The sequence below is a fragment of the Zhihengliuella flava genome (assembly GCF_015751895.1).
Lineage (GTDB): Bacteria > Actinomycetota > Actinomycetes > Actinomycetales > Micrococcaceae > Zhihengliuella > Zhihengliuella flava.
In genome coordinates this window covers 2041277-2062360 of the sequence record NZ_JADOTZ010000001.1, presented here as the reverse complement: position 1 = coordinate 2062360, position 21084 = coordinate 2041277, and the positions used below count along the sequence as shown (strand labels likewise).

Genomic DNA, 21084 nt, shown 5'->3' with positions numbered 1-21084 from the left:
GGCGCCCGCCCCGAACCCGGGACGGGCGCCGTCGTGCATGCTCAGGCGAGTGGGGCCCTTTAGGCGTCCACCGTGATGACCGTGAAGTGCGGGCGGCGGCGAATCGCGCGGTCCGCCCAGCGCACCAGCGCCTTGGCGATCTGCTTCTCCGCCTCCGGGCCGGTCTTCTCGTCCAGCCGGGCGATGGCCTTTTCGACGATGCCGATCGCCTTGTCGATCTGGGCATCCGTCAGGTCGAAGCCCACCGGGAAGAACTCCGGCTCGTCCTCCATCTCGCCCGTCTCCGGGTCCACGATGGCCAGCACCGTCACGGCGCCGTCCTCGGCCAAGCGCACGCGGTGGGCGAGCTCCTCGTCCGTGGCCGCGCCGGCGACGTTGTTCTCCACGTAGACGTAGGACGCGGGGACCGAACCGGAAACCCGGGCCACGCCGTTTTCCAGGTCAACGGTCACGCCGTCCTCGATGACCAGCGCGTTGCGCGGCTCGACACCCGTGCGGACGGCCAGCTCAGCATTGGCCTTCAGGTGGCGGTGCTCGCCGTGGACCGGGACCACGTTCTTGGGCCGCACCAGGTTGTAGCAGTACACCAGCTCGCCGGCGGAGGCGTGGCCGGAGACGTGAACCTTGGCGTTGCCCTTGTGCACCACGTTGGCGCCGAGCTTGGTCAGGTCATTGATCAGGCGGTAGATCGAGGTCTCGTTACCCGGGACCAGCGAGGACGCCAGTAGCACCGTGTCATTTTCCACGAGGTCGATGACGTGATCCTGGTTGGCCATGCGCGCCAGCGCGGCCATCGGCTCACCCTGAGAGCCGGTGCAGATGACGACGACCTTCTTCGGCGGCATCTTGTCGACTTCCTTGAAGTCCACCAACACGCCCTTAGGAATGTTCAGGTAGCCCAGTTCCTTGGCCAGGCCCATGTTGCGCACCATGGAGCGGCCCAGGAAGGCCACCTTGCGGCCGTACTTGTGGGCCACGTCGATCACCTGCTGGATGCGGTGCACGTGGGAGGCGAAGGAGGAGACGATGACGCGGCGCGGGGCCGTGCGGATCACGGTGTCGATGGCGGGCACCAGGTCCGCCTCTGCCGCCATGAAGCCGGGGACCTCGGCGTTGGTGGAGTCCGGCAGGAACAGGTCCACGCCTTCCTCACCCAGCCGCGCAAAGCCGGCCAAGTCGGTGATGCGGCGGTCCAGCGGGAACTGGTCCATCTTGAAGTCGCCCGTGGCCAGGGCGGAGCCCGCCGGGGTTTTGATGGACACGGCCAGCCCGTCCGGGATGGAGTGGTTCACGGCCAGGAACTCGAGGTCGAACGGGCCGAGCTTGCGCTTGTCCCCTTCCTTGACCTGATTGAGCTTGGCGTTGTTGATCCGGTGCTCGGTCAGCTTGGACTTCACAAACGCGAGAGTCAGCTTGGCCGAGTAGATCGGGATCTCGCGGTGTTCCTTCAGCAGGTACGGGACACCGCCGATGTGGTCCTCGTGCCCATGCGTGAGCACCAGCCCGACGACGTCCTTCCAGCGGCCACGCAGGTAGCTGAAGTCCGGCAGGATCAGGTCCACGCCGGGGTGCTCGTCCTCCGGGAACAGGACGCCGCAGTCCACGATCAGCAGCTTGCCGCCGTACTCGAAGACCATCATGTTGCGGCCGATTTCGCCGAGACCGCCGAGTGCGACCCAGCGCAGCGCGCCCTTCTTCAGTGGGGGCGGGGTTTTACGGGTGTGACGTTTTGTCATCTCATCCTTTATTGGATTTTCAGTGAATGCCGGCGAGTTCCTCGCCATCTACGCGCGTCAGTCGACGCGGAAAGTCTGTTCCCAGCTTATCAGCGCGCCCAAAATCGGCGTGGGGCGCCCGTGCTCCGCACGGCTGATACCGCCAGGCTAGATCCAACGGTAGCGGTGCTCCGGCCGGCCAGCCGAGCCGTACTTGGGGCGCAGCTCGACGACGCCGCGGCGTTCCAACAGGTCCAAGTAGCGCCGCGCGCTGACCCGGGAGATCCCGCACGTTGAGGCGATGTGGGTGGCGGAGACGTCCTCGCGAGCCTCCCGCACGGCCGCGGCCACGAGGTCATACGTCGGTTGCGCGAAACCCTTCGGCAGCGCGGCGGCTGCCGGCAGCGGCCCGGTCCGGGGAGCCGGTCCCGTGCCGCTGATCAGCGCGTCGATGGCGTCCTGGGAAAGGCGGTCCGGGCGCTGGGCGCGTTCGGCGCGGAAGGCAACCAGCCGGCGTCGGAAATCGTCGACGGTAAACGGCTTGACGAGGTACCCGTCGACTCCTCGCCCGATGGCCGCGCGGACCGTGTCCGCCTCCGCCGCGGCCGTGATCATGATGACGCCCACGTGGGGGAAGCGGGCGCGGAGCTGGGTGAGCAAATCGACGCCGCTGCCGTCCGGCAGGTGCACGTCCAGCAGGACGAGATCGACTCCACCGGCCTCCAGGGCCCGCGCCGCCTCCGCGATCCGCGGGGCCGTGCCGGCCACCTCGAACCCGTCGAGGGAGCGCACCAAGAGTTCGTGCATGCGCACGACGTCCACGTCATCGTCGACGATCAGCGTGCGGATCTCCGCGCTCATCGGGTGCCTTCCTCCGTCAGCGGCCACTGAATGTCAAAGCGAGCCCCGCCGAGCGGGGTCGTGGTTGCGAGCGCGGTTGCGCGCCCCGCTGGCTCGCGGTCCGCCCGGCCGACCTGCACCGTGCCGCCCCGGCGTTCAACGATGCGCGCCACGAGCGCGAGCCCGATGCCTCGCGGCTCGCTACCGGCCTTGGTGCTCACGCCGCGCTCAAAGATGTGTTCAGCGTACTCGGGCGCCACCCCGGGCCCGGAATCCTCAACGCGGACGTGGTACGCCCCGTCCGTCACGCGAACCAGCACGCGCACCCGGCCGCCGTCGCCAGCGGCCTCCAGCGCGTTGGTGATCAGGTTAGCCAGCACGGTCGCAGCGTCGTCGTCGGCCTCCCAGCCGCGCGGCGTCGCCGATCCGGGATCGACTTCGAATTCCACACCAGCTTCCCGCGCGACCGCCGCGTTGGCCGCCAAGATGCCGGCCAAGGCCGGCTCGGAGACGACGCCGGAACCCGCCGTGCTGCCCGTCGATCCGCTTAGGTCCGGCTGCACGGCCGGGGCGATTCGACGCACATAGGCGGCGGCCTCATCCACGGCGCCGACTGAGAGATACCCGGAGAGCACGTGCAGGCGATTGGAAAACTCGTGCGTTTGGGACCGCAGCGCGTCGGCGAGGGAGCGCTGTCCCGCCAGCTCGCGCAGCGTGGCCTCCACCTCCGTGCGGTCCTGCAGCGTCAACGTGTAACCCGCCGAGCCGTGGCCACCGGGTGCGTCCTCCGCGGCGGCACCGGCCGCGCGGCGCTGGACCACGAGGACCCGCTCCCCCACCAACACCTGGGTCGCGGGACCGAGCTCGGCCGCGCCCTCGCCGCCCGCGCGGTCGCTGGCGGGGGCCACCGTCTCCGCACCGAGCAAGGGAGTCAGAACCTGACTTGCGGGGGCACCGAGGGCCTCATCGCCCACGCCGAGGAGCCGCTTGGCCTCCGCGTTGAGCAGCGAGATGGTGCCGCCCGAGTCCACGCCCACCACGCCGTCGCGCACCGAATACAGCAGCGCGTTCTGCGACTGCAGCAGCGCAGCCACCTCATCTGGCTCGACACCATAGATCCGGCGGCGAATGGACCGCGCGACGGCGAGGCTCAGCAACGTCCCCGCGGTGGCCGCACCGATGACCCACGGGGCAAAGGACCAAACCACCCCCGCCAGGTTGGCGCGCACCTTCGACTGCAGGATGCCGACCGAAATGGTGCCCACGACCGTCTCGCCGTCGTAAATCGGCTCCTTCACGCGCAACGTCACCCCGAGCGTGCCGCGCTCGACGCCGCGGAAGGATTCGCCTTCGCGAATCAGCGAGTGGTCCGTGGAGACCGGCTCGCCGATTCGATCCTCGTCCGGGTGGGCCACGCGGATATCGTCCAGACCCACGACGACGACGTAATCGACGCCGGAGGACTCTTGGGCCAGCCGGGCCAACGGCGCAATGGTGTCCACGGCGCGGGACGTGTTCAGCGCCTCGATCACGTCCGGCTCGTCCGCGACCTCGAGGGCCACGGTGCGCGCCCGGTCATAGGCGGCGTCTTGGATCCGCTGATCCTCGAACGCCATGACGACGGCGGCCACGCCGAGGACCAGCACCAACACGATCCCCACCTGCAGGCTCGCCAGCCGGGTGCGCAGGCGGTGGCGCAGCGGCGGTTCGCGGTGCGGCATGGCCCTCCTCTGCTGGCAAGCGGCGCGTTTTTCTTGTGACCAGTATGACCGCAACCGGATTTTCGCTGTGGCGCGCATCACTTTGATGCGATCTTGGTGGTGACGTAGCCGGTCACACACCGGCTTCCACCATCATTCGAGACACCCTACGGAAGAGTCATGCCACAGAAGAAAACGACGCGCATCGTCTTGGGCGTGGCCGTTGCTGCCGTGACGGCTACCGCGCTCATCGCCTCCGCCAGCGCCGGCGGAGAGTCCACGGCGCGGTCCAAGCTGGTCCTCATGGCCCCGGCCTCCCCCGGCGGCGGATGGGACGGCTTCGCCCGCGAAGCCCTGCAGGCCATCAAATCGGACGGCATCAGTAACAACGTCCAGGTGGTCAACGTGCCCGGTGCCGGCGGCACCATCGGGCTCGGGCAATTTGCCCAAATGGAAGGACGCTCGGACATGCTCATGGTCACCGGAGGCGTCATGATTGGCGCCATCGAGCTGGCCAATTCGCAGACCACGCTGGAGGACGTGGAGCCCATCGCCCGGCTCTCCGACGACTACTCGGTGATCGTGGTGCCCGCCGACTCTGAGTTTGAGACCCTGCAGGACTTTGTGGACGCCTGGAAGCAGGATCCGGGCGGCACCGCCATCGGTGGCGGCTCCCTCGGCGGCATCGATCACCTGCTCATGGGCATGGCGGCCGAGGACGTGGGCATCGACCCGCAGGACGTGAACTACATTCCGTATTCCGGTGGCGGAGAGGCCATCACCTCCGTCATGTCCGGCACCACCGCGGCCTCCGTGTCCGGCTACAACGAGCTCTCCGACCAGATTGAGAAGGGCACGCTGCGCGCCCTCGCCATTTCCTCGGAGGAGCGCCTCCCCGGCGTCGACGTGCCCACCTTCAAGGAGGCCGGCGTCGACGCGGCGATGGCCAACTGGCGCGGCTACGTGGCCGCTCCCGGCATCACGGAGGAGGAAAAGGCCGAACTCGTGGACATCGTCACCGAGTTCCACGCCACGGACCACTGGAAGGACGCCGTCGAGCGCAACAACTGGACGGACAGCTTCATGGTCGGCGAAGAGTTTGAGGCCTTCCTCGCCGAAGAGATTGTCACCACCAAGGAACTCGTGGAAGGACTGGGACTGTGAGCGTTGAGAATGACCTCACGACGCGTGAGGATGCCGCCCGCGCGGAGGACGAGCGCATCAAGCGCCTGCAGGATGCCGAGGCCGTGCGGATCACGGGCTTCTTCTCCGGCCGGAGCGAGCTGATCGTCTCCGCACTGATCCTGGCCCTGGCCACCGCTCTGGCCTATGGCACCGTCACCATGGACGTCATGGGGGACACGATCCCGGGGCCGCAGTTCTTCCCGACGATCGTGTACGTGTTGCTCTACGTCCTCGGCGTGCTGCACGCGATCTCCGTGCTGCGCACTCGCCGCTTTCCGCAGGGCGCCGACCCGCGGAGCCACGACTTTTCCGTGGACATGCTCGCCGAAATCGGCGACACGGAGCGCGCCACGGTCCTCGGCAAGCCCGGCCAGCGCCCCCGCACCGGCGGCCGCATCCGCGCTTACTCGGATTGGAAGACCATCGCCTGGGTCGTCGGCGGAATCGCCGTCTTCATCCTCACGCTGCCGGTACTCGGCTGGATCATCGCGGCCGCCGGCCTGTTCTGGGTGATCTGCAAGGCCTTCGGCAGCGCGCGGCCCGTGTTCGACGTCGGCGTGGCACTGGCATTTTCCGCCATCACGTACTTGGCCTTCAACGTGGGGCTGGGCCTCGTGTTGCCCAACGGCTTCCTGGAGGGGGCGCTCTAACATGGAACAGCTGTCCTTCTTAATGGAAGGTTTCGCCGGCGCCTTCACGCTCGCGAACCTACTGTGGGTGCTCATCGGCGCGCTGCTCGGCACCGCCGTCGGCGTCCTGCCCGGCTTCGGCTCCTCCATGGCCGTGGCCCTGCTGCTACCGGTCACCTTCAGTTTGGACCCGACGGCGGCCTTCATTATGTTCGCCGGAATCTACTTCGGCGGCATGTTCGGCGACTCGACGGCCGGCATCCTGTTGAACACCCCCGGCGCCGGATCGGCCATCGCCACCACCTTTGAGGGGCACCGGCTGGCCAAGTCCGGCCAGGCCGCGCGAGCCCTCGCGACGGCGGCCATGGGCGCCTTCATCGGCGGCCTCATCGCCACCACGCTGGTGGTCTTCTTCGCCCCGTATCTGGTCAAGATGGCCACCGCGTTCGGCCCAGCCGAGTACTTCGCCCTGGCGGTCTTCGCGTTCGTGGCCATCTCCTCGGTGGTGTCCGAATCGATCATCAAGGGCCTCAACGCACTCGGCATCGGATTGGTCCTGGCCTTGATCGGCATCGACGGGCAGTCGGGTACCTCGCGTTTCACCATGGGATCCCAGCAGCTCTTTGATGGCCTCTCCATCATTGTCATCACCGTCGGGCTGCTGGCCCTCGGCGAAGTGCTCCACGTGGCCTCCCGCATCCACCGCGATCCGAACGCGGCACGCATCCCGGCGAGCGGCCGGGTGCTGCTCAGCCGCGCGGACTTCCGCAAGGCCCTGCCGGCGTGGCTGCGCGGCACCGCCTTCGGTGTGCCGTTCGGTGTCATTCCGGCAGGCGGTGCGGAGATCCCCACGTTCTTGGCCTACGGCACGGAGAAGCGCCTGGCCGCCCGCCGCGGGGACACGGAGTTTGGCACCACCGGTTCGATCAACGGCGTGGCCGCCCCGGAAGCCGCAGGCAATTCGACCGCCGGCATGGCGATGGGTGCCTTGCTCTCCCTGGGCCTGCCGATTTCGGCGACGGCGGCGCTGATGATGGCCGCGTTCCAGCAGTACGGCATGCAGCCCGGTCCGCTGCTCTTCGAGCGCTCCGGCGACCTCGTCTGGACCCTCTTGGCGTCGTTCTTCATCGGCTTGGTCATCCTGCTGATCATCAACATGCAGTTCGCTGGCGTGTGGGCCAAGCTCCTGCTGATCCCCCGTCAATACCTGTACGCGGGCATCACGGTGCTGTCCATGCTGGGCGTCTACGCCGTGAGTTCCTCGATCATCGACCTGTGGTTCCTGCTGGCGATCGGCATCCTCGGCTTCTTCATGCGCCGCTACAACTTCCCGGTAGCGCCGGTGCTGATCGCGGTCATCTTGGGACCGCTAGCGGAGACCAACCTGCGCAATGCACTGACGATCTCCGAGGGGGACGTGGGCGCGCTGATCGGCTCTCCGGCCACGATCATTATGTACGCCCTCCTGGCGGTCGCCCTGGTCTATGCCGGGCTCAAGCACGCCGCCGAGCGCCGTCGGACCCGCACCGAGGCCCGGGTGCTCGAGGACGTTTCCTCCTAAACCGGCCCGCCCGCTGGCGCGGGTCGCGACCGCACTTCAGGCCCGCGCCGAGGTTCGCCTCGGCGCGGGCCTGCCGCGTGGCGGTGCCGAGGTCCGATGCAGGCGCTTCACAGCCAGCCCATAGGCGTGCCATATCCCCCGCACACACCACGTGCCTAGGCTCGAGCTGTACCGCTTCCACGAAAGGACCGCCATGGACGGCAAACCGTCATTCAAATGGGTCGGCTCGCGCCGATTCGCCCGCCCCGACGAGGACCTCGAGGATCAAGGGTTGGGGTTCGACGTCGGCACCCTCCTGGAGCGCCGCAAGATGCTGTCCGTGTTAGGGCTGGGCGCGGCCGGGCTGAGGCTCTCGGCGTGCGGTGCTGGCGGGAGCTCGTCCGCCTCGGCCTCGGGTTCGGCGTCCGCCTCCGCCACGGCGTCCGCCACCGCGTCCGGGCTCGAGGAGATCCCGGATGAGACGGCCGGCCCCTACCCCGGCGACGGCTCCAACGGGCCGGATGTCCTCGAGGAGTCCGGCATCGTCCGCAGCGACATCACCTCCAGCTTCGGCGACGCCTCGGGAACCGCCACGGGCATCCCGCTGACCGTGGACCTGACGATCCTCGACTTGGTCAATGGGGGCGCTGGCTTCGCCGGGGCGGCCGTCTACGCCTGGCACTGCGATGACCAGGGCCGATACTCGATGTACACGGAGGGCATCGAGGACGAGAACTTCCTGCGCGGTGTCCAGATTGCCGATGAGCAGGGTCGCGTCCGGTTCACCACCGTCTTCCCCGGCTGCTACAGCGGGCGGTGGCCGCACATTCACTTCGAGGTCTATCCGGATCAATCCTCCATCACGGATTCGGCGAACGCGATCGCCATTTCCCAGCTGGCCCTGCCGCAGAATGCGAGCTCCGCCGTCTACGCCACGAGCGGCTATGAGTCCTCCGTGGCAAACTTGGCCGCCATCTCCCTGACGAGCGACACAGTCTTCGGGGACGACGGCGGCGCCTTGCAGATGGCCGCGGTCAGCGGTGATGTGGAGTCGGGCTATAGCGCCACGCTGACCGCGGCCATCGACACGTCCACCGAGCCGAGCGGCGGCATGGCCAGCGGCGGTGCCCCCGGTGGCGGAGGACCAGGCGGCGGACCGGGCGGCGGCGAGCCGCCGTCGGGCGCGCCCGGCAACTAGGCACGGTTGAGCCTGTGCACCGATTGGCTAGGGTGGGGGCACGGGCGGAACCGCCCCGCGGTCACGGCATCAGGCGAGGGAGGTAGTCAGCGATGACACCCCGGCACCCCCAGCGCAGTAGCGGACGCCCCCGGGGCGCCGACTCGGCGGCACGGCGCACGGAAATTCTGGACGCCGCGGAGGAGCTCTTCTCCGAGGACGGCTACCGCGGCGTCTCCATGAGCATGATCGCCCGCGCCGCGGGCATCAGCCAGACGGGGTTGGTTCACCATTTCCCCACCAAGGATGACCTGCTGGGCGCGGTTTTGGATCGGCGCGACGAGCGGGACAGCCTGCAGACCAACCTCGGCGGCTCGCTGCGCGGGTGGGACCTCATCCGCGCGTTCGTGGATCTGGCCCGCCACAACGAGGCCCAACCCACCATGGTCCGGCTCTACGCGTCCGTCTCCCGCGAGGCGGTCACGGAGTCTCACCCCGCCAGCGCGTGGCTGCTGCGTCACCACGCGGCCACCCGGCGCCTGCTCGAAGACGCCGTGCATCAGGCCGTGGACGACGGCGATTTGCGGCCTGAGGCGCCGGCCGCGTCGATCGCGCGCCTCCTCGTTGCGGCCATGGACGGGCTTCAGGTGCAGTGGCTCTCCGATCCGCAGTACACGGCCATGGCCGAGGACTTCGCAGCCCTGACCGACGCGCTGTACGCGCGGTGGAGGCGCTAGCTCGCGCCCGGGGCCTCGAGCGCCTGCCGCAAGCGGGTGCGCTGGGCTGAGTCCTCGAGCAGCTCGGCCGTCTGCGCGCTGGTGAGCAGAGCCCCCAGCAGCACGTGCCGGCCGCCGATGGGCATCTGGGCGAGCCGGACGGCCTCGCCCCGGGCGGCCATCAGGGTGGCGTGCGCCAACTCGCCCAAGCCCGGCTTGCGCCGCTGCCGCTGCCGCACCAGCGCGCCCGCCCGGCGTAGGGCGCCGTCCCCGAAGGCCTGATCGGCCGCCGCGGAGACGGCCGCGAGGTCAATCCCCCACTCCGCGAGTGCAGACGCATCCAGTCCCGCCTCGGCGTCGATTCGGTCGCACAAGGCAGTCTTCAGCGCCGCGACGTCCGCGCCCGCGGCGCTGAGCGCGGCCGCGACCTCCGGATCGTGATGAATCGCCCCGAGCATGTCAACCCACCTTGACGACGGCGGATTAACGCGGCCTCACCCTCAGCGCTCATACTAGTGGGGACGATCACACCCCATCGCAATCGAAAGCAGGTCACATGAGCGCCACCGCGCCCGCCACCGTGTCCACCGTCTCCGCCGTCATCGCCGACGCCATCGCCGAGCACACGGACGAGGTCTTCGCCCTCATGGGCAACGGCAACGCCTATCTGACGGACGCCCTCGCCCGCGCGGGCCGCGTGCGGATGACGGGCGTACGGCATGAGGTGGCCACCGTGGCCTCCGCGGACGCCTACCAGCGCGTGACCCGCCGGATTGCCTGCGCCACCACCACGTACGGACCGGGTTTCACCAACACGCTGACCGGGTTGGCCGACGCCGCCGCCGCGCGCATCCCGCTCGTGCTCGTCGTCGGCGCCGAGCCGAGCACCGGTCCGCGCCCCTGGGACGTGAACCAGAAGGCCCTCGCCACCGCGTGCGGCGCCCTGTCCCTGACCGTCACCGGGGAGGACGCCTACTCCGTGACTCGCGAGGCCTTCGCCTTGGCGGAGGCCCGGCGCCTGCCCGTGGTTCTGAACATCCCGTTCGACGTGGCGGCCGCGCCGTTCACCGGTGAGCGCGCCACGGCCGAACCGCTCACCACGCCCCAGCTGACGCCCGTTGAGCACCAAGAGGCCGCGCGCGTGGCCGCCTTGTTGTCCGCGGCCGAGCGGCCCCTCATCGTGGCCGGGCGCGGCGCCCGGCATGCGGCCGCCGAGCTCGGTGATCTGGCCGACGCCGTGGGCGCGCTGACCGCCACGAGCGCACCGGCGCGGGGCACCTTCGCCGGCCGCGAGTGGGACCTCGGCGTCTGCGGCGGCTTCGCCTCGGAGGCCTCCAGCGCGCTGATCGCCAGCGCCGACGTCGTCCTCGTCGTGGGGGCGGGGCTGAATCAGTTCACCACCGCGTTCGGGGATCAGTTCGCCGGCGCCACCTCCGTAGTGCAGATCGACATCGCCGAGTCGGCCACCAACGGCCTGGTCACCGACTTTGTCCGCGCGGACGCTCGCGACGGCGTGATTCACATCGCCAGCGCCGTCGCCGCTGCCCACACGGGCCCGCGCTGGGGCGGCGCCGCCGACCACGCCAAGGATTCGCGCCTGAACTTCGAGCGGGAGGCGGGCACGGGCTTGGCCGCCGACGGCCGGCTGGACCCCCGGTCGGCGATGATCGAGCTGAACCAGATCCTGCCGCAGAACCGCCAGATCATCTCCGACGGCGGGCATTTCATCGGCTGGTCCAGCTACTACTTCGATGTCCCGGGTCCGGACGCCCTGACCTTGGTCGGCACGCATTCGCAATCCATTGGACTCGGTTTTCCCTCCGCCCCCGGCGCGATCGTGGCCACGCCGGAGGCCACGCATGTGCTCGTCACGGGCGACGGCGGCGGGCTGATGGGGCTCGCGGACCTCGAATCCGTGGTGCGGACCTCGGCGAGCGCCGCGGTGATCGTGTTCAACGACGCCTGCTATGGCGCCGAGGTGCACCAGTACGGGGCGCGGGGACTCGATGAGGCAATCATGCGGCTCGGCGAGGCCAACTTCGCCCGGTTGGGCGAGGGCGTGGGCGCCACCGGAATCGTGGTGGAGACGCTCGAGGACTTGGACCGGGTCCGCGAGTGGGTCGCCGCCGGCGCACGCGGCACCGTGGTGATCGACCTGCGGATCACCAGCACCGTCGTCGCACCCTACATGGAGGAGATTGTCCGCAAGACCCTCGCCAAATAGCCCGCCGTTCAGGCGCGGGCTACGCGAGGGCGCGGGTCATGAAGACGCTGTTCGGGTCCAACGTGTAGGTCCCGAACGGCGCGCAGGGGACGAACCCGGCGGCGCGATACATGGCGCGGGCCGGGGCGAAATAGTCCTCGGTGCCGGTCTCCAGCGAGAGCCGCTGAACGCCCCGATCCCGGGCGTCCGCCACGAGGTGCTCGAGCATCCGGCGGGCCAAGCCGCGGCCGCGTAAGGCAGCCTGGGTCCGCATGCTCTTCAGCTCCTCGTGGTCCCCCGCGCCGGGCCCCTCATCATGAACCCGGGCGAGGGCGCCGGTGCAGGCGAGCACCTCCGCCTCGTACATCACCCACAGGCGCACGGACGGCTGGTTGAGTTTGGTCAGGTCCAGCGCGTGCACGCTCTCGGCCGGGGAGGTGGCCAGCATGTCCCGCAGATGCTCCGCGAGAAACGCTTCGAGGCGGGGATCGTCGAAGTCAGCGCGGGTGATGTGGGCGGTCATGCGCCGATCCTAGCCGCCCGCTAGGGCCTTGCCCCGCGCTGGCGGCGCCCGAGGCTCTCGGCTGCCGCTCAGCATCGCCACCTATCCTCGAAACGTGTGATCGGCAACACGCCCGAGGAGGCCCCATGCCCACCGTCCGGATGCTGACAACCGCCCCACCAGATTCCCCGCAGGGGCGGCAGCGCGACCGCGCCCGCGGAGTGCTCCTCGGCGCCGCGGCAGGAGACGCCCTCGGCGCGGGATACGAGTCTGGCCCTCCCCTCGGTGCCGGCGCCTCGGTCGACATGATCGGCGGCGGCCCGTTCAACGTTGCCCCCGGCGAATGGACCGACGACACCGCCATGGCCATCCCCCTAGCCCGCGCCCTCGCCGAGGGGCGGCGAATCGAAGACCTCGAAACCCTCGATCACGTGGTCGCCGAGTGGTACCACTGGCACCTGCACGCCCCATCGGTGGGCACCCAGACTCGGCGGGTCCTCGGCGGGATGCGCACTCCCAGCGCCGCCGAGGCCTGGGAGTCCTCGCGGCGTACCCACGTGATGACGGGGCGATCCGGCGGCAACGGCTCGCTTATGCGGACCGCACCGGTGGCGCTGGCCTATCTCGGCACGGGCCAGGAGACGGCCCTCGTGGACGCAGCCACGCGCCTATCCCAGCTGACGCACTGGGATCAGGACGCAGCGGACGCCTGCGCCCTCTGGTGCCTTGCCATCCGGTGGGCGGTCCTGACCGGGCACCTCGACCTGCGGGCACAGTTGCACTGGCTCCCGGCCGAACGCCGCGAGGTGTGGGCAGGGCGCATCGCGGCAGCTGAAGCCAGCACCCCGGAGCGATTCACTCAAAACACTTGGGTGGTCGAGGCGTTCCAAGGCGCGTGGTCCGCCGTCCACCACGGCGCGTGCTTGCGCGAGACCTTGGACCTCGCGGTCCGGGGTGGTCACGACACGGACACGGTGGCCGCCATTGCCGGTGCCCTCACCGGTGCCGCGCACGGTGCGAGCGCCGTCCCCACCGCCTGGCGGGACATGCTCCATGGCTGGCCCGAGCTGGCCGCCGAAGATCTGGAGCTCTTGGGCCTGCGCATCTTGGAGGGCCCCCACGCCACGGCCTAGCGGGATGGCCGCTGGCCGTCCGAGTCCTCGGGCTGCGCCTCGAGGTGCGCCCGGAGGCGGCGCAGGTCCTTCCTGTTCTCGCGCCGCATCATCGCGGACATCGCAGGCGCGGCGATACGGGAGAATCCCCGTGGCTCGCCGTCGTTACGCAACTCCATCAAGGTCCCACCCTCGGCGGTGTCGCTGAAGCGGTACGTCGTCCGCATGGGGAACGGGCCGTCCGCCGTGGACATGATGAGCAGCCGGCCCTCCTCGCGCTCGCGCACCTCGTAGACGTAGCGCAGCGTCCGCCCGGCGAAGACGGCCTCAAACACGGCCCGCTCACCGACCTCGAAGGGACCCGTGCCGAGCCGCTCAACCGAGCGGATATTGGCGTACCAGTGCGGCACGTTGACGGGATCCATTGCAAACGCGGCCACGGCGGCGCGGGGCCTAGCGATCTCCAGCGAGGTGGTGACATCCACCATTTGTGCCCTTCCTTGTCACGGCCTACGGTGCGCCCTGCGGCGATTCTAAACCGCGGCGCGTCCCCAAGCACAGCGTGCTCACAGCCGGTCCACGGCTGCCGCTGGGCTGGGTGGGATGAACTACAGATGACCGGAAAACCACCGGCACTGAGCATCCCCGGGAGGAACCTTGCCGCTCACCCAGCACACCGCCACACCCCACCGCAACGCCTCGCATCCACACGCCGCTGCGCCCGACCGTCGCCAGTCGGCCGCACGCCCGCTCACAGTGGCACTGGTGGGGATCGACGGATCCGGTAAGACGACGGCGGCCAGCGGGTTGACCACCCACCTCACCGTGCACGGGCCGGGAGCCCAACTGCTGAGTAATCCATCGGGCCGCAGCTGGTTGGGCCGCTGGAGCGCACGGACCGGGCTGGCGCTGCCCGCCTCCCTCGCCGAAGGGGTGGAGACGGTGCTGCGCGCCGCGAACGTGGTGCGCGCGCACGCGAAGGCGGCGTCGTACGGCGCGGTGACGGTGATGGACCGGCACCTCGTGTGCCAAGAGGTGACGCGGCAGACCCGCGGGCTGGACCCGAATGGAGTCCTCGCCCGCGGGCTTCGGTGGCTGCGCCGGAGCTTGCGGGATCCGGACGTCACGGTGCTGCTGGACGTCTCCGCGGAGACCGCGCTCTCACGCGTCGACGCCCGCGGCCTCGACTCGGAATCGCTGTCCTACTTCGAAGACGCCCGCAACGCCTACCTCGCCTGCGCCTTAACGGAAGGCTGGACGGTGATCGATGCCGAGGCGGACCCGGAGCGTGTGCTGTCCCAGCTGGACGCGATCATCCGCGCCGCGCTCGACGGCGGCACCGCGCTGGCGCGCTAGCCGACGGGAATGATGCCATCGTCGGTCAGGTAGCCCGTGGTCGGGGCGTGCGGAATCTCTTCCCAGCGCTCCGGGTCCTCCTGTTGCACCTCGCCGGAGGCCATGCCGGTCAGCAGTGCTTCTAGTCCGCGCAGGTTCTGCTGGATGGACTTGCCCCGCGCCTTCTGTCCTAGGCTGCCGTCGCTCGAGTTGCCACTGGTCTCGAAAAACACCATCGGATTGGAGTGCCCCTCCGGGTTCAGCCCGCGGTGGTTCAGGCCGAGCATCATCGCGGAGACCACACCGCCGCGGATATCGATCTCATAGCTACCGCTGACCTGATACCGGTCGATGTTGATGGAGCCATACCTGGACAACTCGTCGAACACGTGCACGTTCATCTGGCGCGTCAGCACGTCATACTCCCCGCCGGCGAGGGTCGGGAGCGTGGGCCCTCCCGGCGCGAGGGAGATTCCCAGGGAGAGCGTCACGTCGTCGCCCGTCCCGTATTCCGTCTTCAAGCCCTGATGGTGAATGTCCACGCCAAAGTCCGGGTCAACCATGGTCCAGTACTCGTAGAACGCTTCCGATTCCACGGCGGCGAACTTGCCCTCCATCCAGTCCCGATTCAAGTCAATCCGTTCCTCCGATCCGTCCTGGAGGACAGTGTGACGAATGTTCGCCTCGGATCCATCTGGGTTGTACATCGGAATGATGTGGAACGTGTAGGCCTGCCGCAGTTGTTGGTAGGTGGCGGAGTTGTTGGAACCCAGCTGCTTGAGCAGGGCCATCAGCGATTCACCGCCGTACGGCTCGTTGCCGTGGATGCGCCCCTGCAGCCAGACATCCTCCGGCCCGTCTCCCACGGTCGCCACATAGAGGTCCCGCCCTTGCTCGGAGACGGTGAACTCGGTTCCTGCCTCGGCCAGCGTGAACACGTCCACCCCATGCTTGGACGTCTGCTCAATCTTCTCCAGCTCGGCGATCATCGAGTCATAAGTCATGAGGCTGGCAGTGTTGGTATTTCCCTCCGTTGAGGGGAACTGGGCGTCGGCCACCGCTGCGGGTCCGACGGCGACGGGGGTGGCGAGCGCCAGGCTCGCCGTCGCTGCGACGGCGGCAAACCGGCGTCGTGCATGGGCCCTGCGGCGCGGTGACTGGGCAGGATACAGAGTCATAGTGAAGTCCTTGGTCGGTCGAGTTCGTCAGTGAACTGGAGCAGAACACGCCCCCAACGTGTTCTGCATCACATACCGTGAGCCTAGGGCCAGCACTCAGTGCGCCACAAATGTCCGCCTCACCGTGACCCTCTCGTCTCGGCTGGTCCCCTGTCATCACAGGTCCTCAGCCCGGGGATTTCCCCACAGCCGAGCGACCTGCTGAGCCAGAGAGCTGCCCACAGGAGCGGATCACGGAAGCCGCAGATGACGTAGCGAAAGGAACGGCCGGGAATCAACGAATGGCCCCTCGAGGACCATCAGCGCTGGTCCGGGCCGCCGGAGGGACGGGGCGCGGGCTAGCTAGAGGTGCGGCGTTCCGTACAGCTCCACCAGCGTGTCCACGGCCTCCGGGATCGTTGACGGCCCGTCCACTAACTCGATGATGTGCCGGCTAAGCCGCGGCTCGTGCAGCACCTCCAGGAGGAACGCGGCCACGTCGTCGCGCTGGATCTGCCCGTACGGTTCGGCGAGCCCGGCCCGAACGCGCCCGTTGCCGTCGTCGTCCGTGAGGTGCCCGGGGCGCACGATCAACCAATCCAGCCCCGAGCCGGCCAGCACCTGCTCCGCTTCCTTCTTCACTGTGAGGTAGTGGGCGAAGTCCTCGCTCACCTCACGCCCGCTGGCCGCCTCCGGCATGGCGGAGACCAGAATCGTGCGCCGCACCATGGCCGCATCGGCCGCGATGATCGCCTTCTCCACGCCCTTGCCGTCGATGAGGCTGGTTTGATCCATCCCGGTGCCGTGGGCGCCGGCACAGAACACGACGGCGTCGTGCCCACGCAGCGCTTGGGCCAGGTCCTCTGGCGTGGACACGGTGAGGTCGAAGACGTGTGGCGTGGCCCCGGCGGCGGTGACCACCTCGGCCTGTTCGGGACGCCGAAAGAGGCCGGTGACGTCATCCCCGTGCTCGATGAGGCGGCGGGCCAGGCGTCGGCCGACCTGCCCTGCTGCTCCGATGATGGCGATTTTCATAACGGCCTCCTCTGCGGTCTTGGTCCTCTCAGAGCACCACCTCCGCCGGCCCATGACAAGAGTGTGGGCGGGATCACTCAAAGTTCCCCGCCTACTCACCGGTATCTCCCAGTGTTTACGTGCGCTTCATTTCGAGTCCGGCGTTCTCCTAATTGACGGCAAGTTTGGGCCAGCACAGTGGAACCGCGCCGCCACGGAAGCCGCGGCCGCCACACTCGTCACCGAAAGGCATCGCCATGTCCCCACTCACCCCGCGCCGCCTCGCCGCCGGCGTGACGCTTGCCGCAGCAGCGTTGAGCCTGACCGCCTGCGGCGGATCCACGGAAGCCGCTCAGAACCCGGCCGAAGAACCCATCGTCTTCGCCATGCCGCCTGGGACGGACGATCCCAACATTCTGAAGGAGTTCGAGCTGCTTCAGGACATGATCGGCGAAGCCACGGAGCGGCCGGTACAGGAAGAGATGCCCGCCGACTACCTCGGCGTGGTGGAGGCACTGCGCCAGGACCACGTGGACGTGGCGATCCTGAGCCCCTTCGCCACCTCATTGGCCATCAAGAACGGGTCCGTGGACCCCCTGGTCGTGTGGAAGGCCTCCGATGACCCGGCCTCGACGTGCTACTCCTTGAAGGAGTCCGGCATCGACACCGTTGAGGATGTCGCCGGCACACAGGTGGCCTTCGTCGACCCGGGGTCAACCACCGGGTACTTCATGCCCGCAGCCCTGCTGTCCAAGGCGGGCCTGACGGACGGCGAAGACTACGAGTCGACGTTCGCGGGCGGCCACGATTCCGCCCTGCTGGCCGTCGCCAACGGCTCAGTCGACGTCGCCTGCTCCTCCATCATGGACATGCTGGGAGAGGCCGGCACCGTCAATCCGGATGACTTCCAAGCGATCGGCCAGACGGATCCGATCCCGGTGGGCATCGCCGTCGTCGTCAGCCCCAACCTCGATGAGGCCACGCGGACCGCGCTTCTGGAGCACCTGCCGGAGGCGATCACCGGCAACCCGGACCTAACCTCCTTGGGCGGCAACGACGAATACATCCTGGAACCGGGGCTGGAACCCTTCCAGCCGCTGCTGGACGCCGCCGACGCCGTCGGCCTCAACCTCGAGGACATGCGCTAATGAGCCGCCGCGTCCCCTCGACCCAGCGTCCGGCCAGCACGCCGGCGCGCCGCACCGCGGCAGAGGACCTGGGCCTCGCGCCCGCGGTCCTCGCCGCCAAGGACGTGTCCGTCACCTACGAGGACGGGCATCAGGCCCTGTCCGACTTCACGCTGGATGTCCGGCCGGGCGAGGTGGTGGCCCTGCTGGGCCACTCCGGCTCCGGCAAGTCCACGTTCATGAAGGCGGCCACGGGTCTAGCCCCGGTGACGGCCACCCAACTGACCGTCGCGGGGATCGACCTCACCCGCGCCTCCGGCCGAGAACTGCGCGCCGCGCGCGCCCAGATCGGGTTCGTCTTCCAGCACTTCAATCTGGTGCCCCAGCTGTCCGCGCTCACCAACGTCCTCACTGGAGGTTTGCACGACGCCGGCGCGCTCGGATCGCTCGGCCTGTTCCCGCGCGCTCACCGCGAGCGCGCCCTCTCCCTGCTCGAGCGGGTGGGGCTGGCGGACAAGGCCAAGCAGCGCGCCGATAGCCTCTCCGGCGGACAACAGCAGCGCGTGGCCATTGCCCGGGCGCTCATGCAACGGCCGCAACTGATCCTGGCCGACGAACCCGTGGCCTCGCTGGACCCGCGGCTCGCGGGGTCCGTGCTCTCCCTGCTGCGGGAGATCGCCACCGAGGACGGGATTCCCGTGGTGGTCTCCCTCCATGTGGTGGAGCTCGCCCGGCGCTACGCGGACCGCTTCATCGCGCTCGACGGCGGCCGCATCACCCGGCGGGGTGCCGCCGACTCCCTGACCGACGCAGCCGTGGCAGACATTTACGGCCCGGACATGTATAGCGAGGCCACCAGTGGACACTAAGACGCACGTCGGTACGGAAACCCGGCCGCACCAGATGACCGAAGCGGATCGCCTGCGGCTGTCCCGCCCCTTCCAAGCCCCGGGGGTCTCTGGGATCCTCTCCCTCGTAGTAGTCGCCGGGGTACTGCTCTGGTCCGTCAACGGGGCCGGGTTTAGCCTGGCCAAGTTGATCGACGGCGCTCCGCGCATGGCGGACTACGTCTCGCGGATGTGGCCACCCAACTTTGAGAAGATCGGCATCATCGTTGAGCTGTTGATCGAGACCCTCCAGATGGCGGTCATCGGCACGCTGCTGGGCGCGCTGTTGTCCCTCGTCATCGCCTTCGGCGCGGCCAGCAATATTGCGCCCAAGTGGCTCTACACGATCACCCGCATGGTGCTCAACATCCTCCGCTCCATCCCCGAGCTGATCTTTGCCCTGATGTTTGTCTCCGCCGTCGGCCTCGGCCCGTTCGCTGGCGTGCTCGCCATCATCGTGGGCTCCGTCGGTTCCATCGGCAAGGTGTACGCCGAGTCCATGGAGGCCGTCCCCAAGCCGCCGCTGCAGGCGCTACGCTCCACCGGGGCCTCCCGCGGCCAGATCATCCGCTTCGGCGTCCTCCCGCAAGCCTCCCCACTCTTGGTGAGCTACACGCTGCTGCTGTTCGAGGGCAACGTCCGCGGGGCCACGGTGCTCGGTCTCGTCGGCGCCGGCGGCATCGGCCTCGAACTGACCAATGCCATGCGCATGTACGACTACGGGCATATGTTCGCCATCGTGCTGTCCATCATCGTCCTCGTCACCCTCATCGACCGCGGCTCCGCCCTGATCCGAAAGAAGCTCTCCTAATGACTGACACGACCTCCACCACGGCCTCGGCGCCCGCCTTCACACCCCTGGTCAACCTCCGCGATCTCGGCGGGACGCCCGTGGCGGGCGGACACCTGAAACACGGCCTGCTCTGGCGGGCCGATGACATTGCCCTGTCCCCCGCCGATGAGCTGGCCGACTTGGCCGAATGCGGGCTGCGCGCCGTGATCGACTTGCGCTCCCCGGCCGAGCTCGCCGCCACCGGAGGCCCCGCGCTGACCGCGCGCCTCTCCGCCGAGCACGGCATCAGTCACCACCACCTGCCCTTCACCCAGGACGTGGCCGATCCGCAGGCGTTGGCCGAGGTCATGCGGCAGACGGACAGCGTCGCGGGCGTGGGCCGGTGGTACGCCGCGCTCCTGCGGGATCGCGCCACCGACGTGGTCGCCGCGCTGCGCCTCGTCGCCGAGACCGACGGCGGCGTCCTCTTCCACTGCGCGGCAGGCAAGGACCGCACCGGCGTGCTCGCGGCTTCCATCCTGAGCGTGCTCGGCGCGGAGCGCGACGCGATCGTCGCCGACTACGCGGCCACTGGTGCTGCCATGACGGCCATTATGGGCCGACTGACCAGCGGCAACCACGCCGCGGTGGAGTCCTCGGCGATCGCCCGCCACCAGCTCCCGCCGGCAGACCACCCCATGATGGGCGCCCATGCCGATTCCATGGAGGCCATGCTCGAGGACCTGGACCGCGACGGGGGTCTGCCGCACATCCTCGAGGCCGCCGGATTGGATGCCGAGCTCACCGCGGCCCTGCGTCAGAAGCTGGTGGGCTAGTGCCAGCCCCGGGGCGCCCCCGCGACGCGACGATCGAGGCCAAAGTCCTCCGCGCCGCCGTCGAACTTCTCCAAGAGCGCGCGGACGACTTTTCCATGCGGGACCTCGTGGAGCGATCGGGGGTGTCCCGGGCCGCCATCTATCGCCGCTGGCCAGGGCGCCGGGACGTGGTGGTCGCGGCGTTGGACACGAATCGCGCGCCGCTGGCCCTCTCGCCGCGGGGCACCCTCCTAGAAACGCTGCGCAGCGAGTACCAAACGGGCGTGGCGCTGCTCGACGAGGACGCGCTATCGCTGCTGAAGCAACGCCTCATCCAAGGCCTGCGGGATCCGCACGTGCAGCGCTCCTATTGGGAACGTCACGTGCTCCGGCGCCGCACCTCCGTCCTCCACGCCCTGCGCGCCGCCCAGGACCGCGGCGAGGTGCGCGCCGACGCGGACCTCGAGGTGGTGCTGGACCTCATCAACGGGGCCGCCTACTACCAGGGCGTGGTGCGCGGGGACTGGAATTCGCCGGAATCGCAGCAGCGCATCGGCGCCGCCATTGACGTGGTGTTCGCCTCCATCCGCACCCCTGTTGGAACCGACGCCACGCACGGGCAGGAATCGCCCGCCGCGCCCTGAAACACCTATGCTTT

21 protein-coding genes are annotated in these 21084 nt (G+C 68.9%); 13 read left to right on the top strand and 8 right to left on the bottom strand.

The annotated features are described in order from the left end of the window. Nucleotides 1-59: 59 nt before the first annotated feature. The 3 genes from IW252_RS09555 to IW252_RS09545 form a co-directional block, all read right to left on the bottom strand. Nucleotides 60-1736 carry a ribonuclease J gene (locus IW252_RS09555; RefSeq protein ID WP_196836345.1) on the bottom strand — a complete coding sequence of 559 codons (1677 nt, stop codon included), beginning with the start codon at nt 1734-1736 and terminating at the stop codon, nt 60-62. Nucleotides 1737-1883: 147 nt separating this feature from the next. Next, nucleotides 1884-2576, bottom strand: coding sequence for a response regulator (locus IW252_RS09550; protein WP_196836344.1), 693 nt, complete (start codon nt 2574-2576; stop codon nt 1884-1886). Next, nucleotides 2573-4276, bottom strand: a complete 1704-nt coding sequence (locus tag IW252_RS09545) for an ATP-binding protein (protein WP_196836343.1) — start codon at nt 4274-4276, stop codon at nt 2573-2575. Before IW252_RS09545 ends, IW252_RS09550 begins: the two co-directional genes overlap by 4 nt. A 159-nt stretch (nt 4277-4435) precedes the next feature. On the opposite strand from IW252_RS09545, the gene IW252_RS09540 reads away from it, so the two are divergent. The 5 genes from IW252_RS09540 (at nt 4436) to IW252_RS09520 (ending at nt 9523) form a co-directional block, all read left to right on the top strand. After that, on the top strand, nt 4436-5419 hold the full coding sequence (locus IW252_RS09540) for a Bug family tripartite tricarboxylate transporter substrate binding protein (protein WP_196836342.1): 984 nt from the start codon (nt 4436-4438) through the stop codon (nt 5417-5419). Further along, nucleotides 5416-6090, top strand: a complete 675-nt coding sequence (locus IW252_RS09535) for a tripartite tricarboxylate transporter TctB family protein (RefSeq protein ID WP_196836341.1) — start codon at nt 5416-5418, stop codon at nt 6088-6090. The genes IW252_RS09540 and IW252_RS09535 overlap by 4 nt, the downstream gene beginning before the upstream one ends. A 1-nt stretch (nt 6091) precedes the next feature. After that, entirely contained in the window at nt 6092-7630 is a 1539-nt protein-coding gene (locus IW252_RS09530; RefSeq protein WP_196836340.1) for a tripartite tricarboxylate transporter permease, read from the top strand. A 193-nt stretch (nt 7631-7823) separates the two neighbouring features. Continuing rightward, entirely contained in the window at nt 7824-8807 is a 984-nt protein-coding gene (locus IW252_RS09525; protein WP_196836339.1) for an intradiol ring-cleavage dioxygenase, read from the top strand. Between the two features lie 92 nt (nt 8808-8899). Beyond that, nucleotides 8900-9523 (top strand): TetR/AcrR family transcriptional regulator, encoded by a 624-nt coding sequence (locus tag IW252_RS09520; protein ID WP_196836338.1) that lies wholly within the window; start codon nt 8900-8902, stop codon nt 9521-9523. On the opposite strand, the gene IW252_RS09515 is transcribed toward IW252_RS09520, so the two are convergent. Next, nucleotides 9520-9960: a hypothetical protein gene (locus IW252_RS09515; protein WP_196836337.1), complete on the bottom strand. Its 441-nt coding sequence runs from the start codon at nt 9958-9960 to the stop codon at nt 9520-9522. The two genes, IW252_RS09520 and IW252_RS09515, sit on opposite strands and share 4 nt — an antisense overlap. Nucleotides 9961-10058: 98 nt before the next feature. Between IW252_RS09515 and IW252_RS09510 the strand changes: the two genes are divergently transcribed. Then, nucleotides 10059-11726 carry a thiamine pyrophosphate-binding protein gene (locus IW252_RS09510; RefSeq protein WP_231365980.1) on the top strand — a complete coding sequence of 556 codons (1668 nt, stop codon included), beginning with the start codon at nt 10059-10061 and terminating at the stop codon, nt 11724-11726. A 19-nt stretch (nt 11727-11745) separates the two neighbouring features. On the opposite strand, the gene IW252_RS09505 is transcribed toward IW252_RS09510, so the two are convergent. Then, complete coding sequence (locus IW252_RS09505; RefSeq protein WP_196836336.1) at nt 11746-12228, bottom strand: GNAT family N-acetyltransferase; 483 nt, start codon at nt 12226-12228, stop codon at nt 11746-11748. 125 nt (nt 12229-12353) lie between these two features. Here IW252_RS09505 and IW252_RS09500 point away from each other — a divergent pair, with 125 nt between their 5' ends. Beyond that, nucleotides 12354-13340 carry an ADP-ribosylglycohydrolase family protein gene (locus tag IW252_RS09500; protein WP_231365978.1) on the top strand — a complete coding sequence of 329 codons (987 nt, stop codon included), beginning with the start codon at nt 12354-12356 and terminating at the stop codon, nt 13338-13340. Here the strand turns inward: IW252_RS09500 and IW252_RS09495 are convergent. Next, nucleotides 13337-13807, bottom strand: a complete 471-nt coding sequence (locus tag IW252_RS09495; protein ID WP_196836335.1) for an SRPBCC family protein — start codon at nt 13805-13807, stop codon at nt 13337-13339. The two genes, IW252_RS09500 and IW252_RS09495, sit on opposite strands and share 4 nt — an antisense overlap. A gap of 169 nt (nt 13808-13976) precedes the next feature. On the opposite strand from IW252_RS09495, the gene IW252_RS09490 reads away from it, so the two are divergent. Further along, nucleotides 13977-14675 carry a dTMP kinase gene (locus IW252_RS09490; protein ID WP_196836334.1) on the top strand — a complete coding sequence of 233 codons (699 nt, stop codon included), beginning with the start codon at nt 13977-13979 and terminating at the stop codon, nt 14673-14675. Here IW252_RS09490 and IW252_RS09485 read toward each other — a convergent pair. Beyond that, nucleotides 14672-15832, bottom strand: coding sequence for a M14 family zinc carboxypeptidase (locus IW252_RS09485; RefSeq protein ID WP_196836333.1), 1161 nt, complete (start codon nt 15830-15832; stop codon nt 14672-14674). The genes IW252_RS09490 and IW252_RS09485 overlap by 4 nt on opposite strands. Before the next feature lie 342 nt (nt 15833-16174). Next, entirely contained in the window at nt 16175-16846 is a 672-nt protein-coding gene (locus tag IW252_RS09480; RefSeq protein ID WP_196836332.1) for an NAD(P)-binding oxidoreductase, read from the bottom strand. 236 nt (nt 16847-17082) lie between these two features. On the opposite strand from IW252_RS09480, the gene IW252_RS09475 reads away from it, so the two are divergent. Genes IW252_RS09475 through IW252_RS09455 form a run of 5 tightly spaced genes read left to right on the top strand, consistent with a single transcriptional unit; the run spans nt 17083 to nt 21070 of the window. Continuing rightward, nucleotides 17083-17973, top strand: a complete 891-nt coding sequence (locus IW252_RS09475) for a phosphate/phosphite/phosphonate ABC transporter substrate-binding protein (RefSeq protein ID WP_196836331.1) — start codon at nt 17083-17085, stop codon at nt 17971-17973. Then, nucleotides 17973-18821, top strand: a complete 849-nt coding sequence (phnC, locus tag IW252_RS09470) for a phosphonate ABC transporter ATP-binding protein (RefSeq protein WP_196836330.1) — start codon at nt 17973-17975, stop codon at nt 18819-18821. The genes IW252_RS09475 and phnC overlap by 1 nt, the downstream gene beginning before the upstream one ends. Next, entirely contained in the window at nt 18811-19650 is an 840-nt protein-coding gene (gene phnE, locus IW252_RS09465; protein WP_331271503.1) for a phosphonate ABC transporter, permease protein PhnE, read from the top strand. Before phnC ends, phnE begins: the two co-directional genes overlap by 11 nt. Next, nucleotides 19650-20447 carry a tyrosine-protein phosphatase gene (locus IW252_RS09460; RefSeq protein ID WP_196836329.1) on the top strand — a complete coding sequence of 266 codons (798 nt, stop codon included), beginning with the start codon at nt 19650-19652 and terminating at the stop codon, nt 20445-20447. Before phnE ends, IW252_RS09460 begins: the two co-directional genes overlap by 1 nt. After that, complete coding sequence (locus tag IW252_RS09455; RefSeq protein ID WP_196836328.1) at nt 20447-21070, top strand: TetR/AcrR family transcriptional regulator; 624 nt, start codon at nt 20447-20449, stop codon at nt 21068-21070. The genes IW252_RS09460 and IW252_RS09455 overlap by 1 nt, the downstream gene beginning before the upstream one ends. Nucleotides 21071-21084 lie beyond the last annotated feature (14 nt).

What these genes read in the sequence shown, in the direction of transcription:
- IW252_RS09555 (WP_196836345.1), bottom strand. Translation starts at nt 1,736, where the DNA reads ATGACAAAACGTCACACCCGTAAAACCCCGCCCCCACTGAAGAAGGGC.
- IW252_RS09550 (WP_196836344.1), bottom strand. Translation starts at nt 2,576, where the DNA reads ATGAGCGCGGAGATCCGCACGCTGATCGTCGACGATGACGTGGACGTC.
- IW252_RS09545 (WP_196836343.1), bottom strand. Translation starts at nt 4,276, where the DNA reads ATGCCGCACCGCGAACCGCCGCTGCGCCACCGCCTGCGCACCCGGCTG.
- IW252_RS09540 (WP_196836342.1), top strand. Translation starts at nt 4,436, where the DNA reads ATGCCACAGAAGAAAACGACGCGCATCGTCTTGGGCGTGGCCGTTGCT.
- IW252_RS09530 (WP_196836340.1), top strand. Translation starts at nt 6,092, where the DNA reads ATGGAACAGCTGTCCTTCTTAATGGAAGGTTTCGCCGGCGCCTTCACG.
- IW252_RS09525 (WP_196836339.1), top strand. Translation starts at nt 7,824, where the DNA reads ATGGACGGCAAACCGTCATTCAAATGGGTCGGCTCGCGCCGATTCGCC.
- IW252_RS09520 (WP_196836338.1), top strand. Translation starts at nt 8,900, where the DNA reads ATGACACCCCGGCACCCCCAGCGCAGTAGCGGACGCCCCCGGGGCGCC.
- IW252_RS09515 (WP_196836337.1), bottom strand. Translation starts at nt 9,960, where the DNA reads ATGCTCGGGGCGATTCATCACGATCCGGAGGTCGCGGCCGCGCTCAGC.
- IW252_RS09510 (WP_231365980.1), top strand. Translation starts at nt 10,059, where the DNA reads ATGAGCGCCACCGCGCCCGCCACCGTGTCCACCGTCTCCGCCGTCATC.
- IW252_RS09505 (WP_196836336.1), bottom strand. Translation starts at nt 12,228, where the DNA reads ATGACCGCCCACATCACCCGCGCTGACTTCGACGATCCCCGCCTCGAA.
- IW252_RS09500 (WP_231365978.1), top strand. Translation starts at nt 12,354, where the DNA reads ATGCCCACCGTCCGGATGCTGACAACCGCCCCACCAGATTCCCCGCAG.
- IW252_RS09495 (WP_196836335.1), bottom strand. Translation starts at nt 13,807, where the DNA reads ATGGTGGATGTCACCACCTCGCTGGAGATCGCTAGGCCCCGCGCCGCC.
- IW252_RS09485 (WP_196836333.1), bottom strand. Translation starts at nt 15,832, where the DNA reads ATGACTCTGTATCCTGCCCAGTCACCGCGCCGCAGGGCCCATGCACGA.
- IW252_RS09480 (WP_196836332.1), bottom strand. Translation starts at nt 16,846, where the DNA reads ATGAAAATCGCCATCATCGGAGCAGCAGGGCAGGTCGGCCGACGCCTG.
- IW252_RS09475 (WP_196836331.1), top strand. Translation starts at nt 17,083, where the DNA reads ATGTCCCCACTCACCCCGCGCCGCCTCGCCGCCGGCGTGACGCTTGCC.
- phnC (WP_196836330.1), top strand. Translation starts at nt 17,973, where the DNA reads ATGAGCCGCCGCGTCCCCTCGACCCAGCGTCCGGCCAGCACGCCGGCG.
- IW252_RS09460 (WP_196836329.1), top strand. Translation starts at nt 19,650, where the DNA reads ATGACTGACACGACCTCCACCACGGCCTCGGCGCCCGCCTTCACACCC.